This window comes from Actinosynnema sp. NPDC059797 (genome assembly GCF_042732085.1).
Classification (GTDB): domain Bacteria; phylum Actinomycetota; class Actinomycetes; order Mycobacteriales; family Pseudonocardiaceae; genus Actinosynnema.
In genome coordinates this window covers 1-3038 of the sequence record NZ_JBHWIE010000587.1, presented here as the reverse complement: position 1 = coordinate 3038, position 3038 = coordinate 1, and the positions used below count along the sequence as shown (strand labels likewise).

Below are 3038 nucleotides of genomic sequence, written 5' to 3'. Positions count from 1 at the left end.
CACCACGGCGCCGGGCGCGGCCACCAGCCGCACGTCCGAGCGGGAACCGGAGCCGTCCAGGAGCACCGGTGCGCTCGTCGGGGGCGACCCGTCCAGAGGCTGGGTCACCACGGTCAGCTCCCGGCCGGTGTCACCGCACGCCCGCAGGTAGGCCGTGGCCGTCGTGGCGTCCGCGACCCGCCCCGGGCACGCCTCGACCGACAACGGCGTCACGTCGCCGGTTCGCGGGTCCAGCGCGGCGAGCGCCGTGCTCCTCCCGGCGTCCTCCTGCTCCAGCAGCGGCGTGGGGCCGATGTCCACCCGTGCCGTCCACGGCGCTCCCGGCTGCGCGAGCGCCTTCCCGGTCTCCGCGTCGAACAGCCCGCCGCCGGCCATCCGCGCCGACAGCACGGAGCCGTCCGGGGAGCCCAGCAAGATCACGTTGGCCACCTCGCCGTCGGGTGCCCCCGACGGCGCCGCGTGCCGCCAGCGCTCGTGCCCGGTCACCTCGTCCAGCGCGACGAGCACCAGTTCGCCCGCGCACTCCTGCACCACGGGCACGGTCGTGCGACCCCGGGCGGGCAGCGTGTACAGGGACTCGCAGCCCTGCGGCGCGGTCCACGTCCACCGCACTTGGCCGGTGTCCAAGTCGTAGGCGGTGACGACCTCCCGGTCACGGACGGCCAGCGTCCGCGTCCCCGGCGCCAGCTCGCCCACCTCCACGAGCACCGAGCGCAGCGTCACCTGCCAGCGGACGGTCCCGGTGTCCGCGTCCAGCACCACCACCAGTTGCGCGCGCGTGTCGTCCGGCGACCCGAACGCCACCACCACGGTCCGCCGGTCCATCGACGCGGCCACCGCGCCGACCCGCGCACCGGGCCGCGCGTACCGCCAGTCCTCCCGGCCGTCCGGGCCGTGCAGGGCGACCACGGCTCCTTCCCGCAGCCCGACCGCGACCCCGTGCCCGGCGGCCACGACCCCCACCACGTCGGACGTCGGTCGCCACGCCCACTGGCGACCACCGGGCCGTTCCGCGACCGGTTCCGGCTCGAAGTCCCGGGCGTCCCGCGCCTCCGCCTCCACCACCAGGGCTTCCACCCCGGAGGGGGCGACCGCCGCCGCTGCCGCCACCACCAGCGCTGCCGCGACCCCGACCGGCCGCACCCGCCGCTCCAGGCTCCGGAACGCCCCGACGGCCACCGCCACCGCGCCCACCGCCAGCACGGGCAGGTCCACACCCGTCAGACCGGTCCGCACGTCCAGCCACAGCAGCACCAGGGCCGCCACCGCGATCCCGACGCCCAGCAGCCCACCGACCACCCGCGCCCGGCCGAGGCCCACCAGCGCCGCCACCACGACCCCGGCGGCCAACCCGATCAACACCGCGTCCGGTTCGGGCCGGGGAACCCCACCGGGCAGGAACGGCGCGGTCGCGGCGCACAGCGCGCCGACCAGCGTCATGTAGCGCAGCACGTCCCTGGGACGAGAAGTGCGGAAGATCCGTTCCGGCCCTGTTCCGGGACGCCCCGCACCCGGCTGCCGGAGGCCCTGACCCGCACCACGGCCCTGATCCGAGCCGTTCCCACACCCCACCTCGCGGTCGTGCGCGATCCGGGTGACCGCTCTCCGCCGCCCTGCACGGGGTGTCACATCGTCCCGACACGTACGGGTGATTGCCGGCAAGTTGGCTGAAGAAGCGTAGACGGACCCATGTCCCGTGCTTACAGTCAGGTTGCCCATTCGCATCGAGCAGCCGAACAAATTGCCGGTCCAATGCGGATGCATTTTTCATCCGCATTTGGCGGGACTGCACCGCTGCGTCCGCGCAGGCGGCGGTCCTTGCCGGCGCCAATGTCCGCAGTTCATCGGATGTATGTCGTCGAAGAGGGTGAATCCGTGACAGCACAAGATTCGAGCACGCAAGGGACCGGGTCCGTCGACGTCGCACCGGGCGGTGCCGGTGCGACCGCGAACTGGGGCAAACCGGGGACTTACCAATACCGCGTCCCCGACGGGGTCTCCGCCATCACGATGCAGGTGGCCGGCGGCCAGGGCGGGTACGGCTCCGGACCCACCGGCGGCCCGGGCCGCGGGAGACCGGTCCAGGCCACGGTGAGCGTCACCCCCGGGGACCAGCTCACGATCCACGTCGCGGATCACGGGCACGGCTACCACAAGGGCAGCGGATGGGCGAACGGTGGTCCGGGCGGTTCTGACGGAGGCGGCAACGTCGACTCCACGCGCGGGGCCGGCGGCGGCGGAGCCAGCGCTGTCGTCAGCGAAGCCCACGGCGTCCTCGTCGTCGGTGGTGGGGGTGGCGGCGGCGGTGGCGGTGGCGGCATCGTGGGCAACAACGGTGGCAAGGGCGGTGCCGGCGGCCTCCAACCTGGCGACGGCTCCGCGGGCGACGGTGCCTACGGGGGCTTCGGCGGCTCGGGCGGCAAGGCGAGGGGAAGGGACGGCGACGGTGGCAGCGACGCGGGGGAGACCGCCGGCGGTGGCGGTGGCGGGGGTGGCGGCTACGGCGGCCCGGCGGTCAACTCCGGTGGCGGCAAGGGCGGTGACGCCGGTAGTGGCGCCGCCGCCGGCGGTGGCGGCGGTGGCGGCGCCAGTTACGTGGTGGACGGGGCGAAGGACATCAAGGAGCTCGAGCCGAGGGGCGGCAAGGGCGTCACAGGATTCGTGACATTCCTGTAGCTCGCGCGATTGCCCGTGAGCGTCTCCCTGCTTCGCCCCGCTCCAGGGGGTCGCGTTGTGCGGTCGGTTGTGAACAGGTGGGACATGCCGTGAAGCCGGAGCGGGGCGGGTGGACGCGGAGCACCCCGCCCTCTCAGGCAGAATCGATCGGGTGACCACCAACTGGGCAGGTAACGTCACCTTCTCCGCCGCGACCACCGAGCACCCCCGCTCCCTCGACGAGCTCCGCCGGCTGGTCGCGGGTGCCGACGCCGCCCCCACCAAGGACGTCGAGGCCACCGTCAGCCACCTCAACGAGCGGCCGCTGCGCGCCGGGGACAAGGTGCTGCTCAAGCACACCACCCGTACGGTGCGCGCCCTCG

Annotated in this window: 2 protein-coding genes and 1 pseudogene; 2 read left to right on the top strand and 1 reads right to left on the bottom strand. The window is 74.2% G+C overall.

Features of this window, described 5'->3' with window-relative positions; all coding sequences use genetic code 11:
• Positions 1-1452: outer membrane protein assembly factor BamB family protein (locus tag ACFV4N_RS42025; protein WP_499678278.1), on the bottom strand; the 1452-nt coding region annotated here is incomplete at its 3' end.
• Between the two features lie 396 nt (positions 1453-1848).
• On the opposite strand from ACFV4N_RS42025, the gene ACFV4N_RS42020 reads away from it, so the two are divergent.
• Together ACFV4N_RS42020 and ACFV4N_RS42015 are read left to right on the top strand one after the other, a co-directional pair.
• Positions 1849-2676 (top strand): PE-PGRS family protein, encoded by an 828-nt coding sequence (locus ACFV4N_RS42020; protein WP_499678277.1) that lies wholly within the window; start codon positions 1849-1851, stop codon positions 2674-2676.
• A 151-nt stretch (positions 2677-2827) separates the two neighbouring features.
• Positions 2828-3038: pseudogene (locus tag ACFV4N_RS42015) on the top strand (hypothetical protein); the annotation flags it as partial.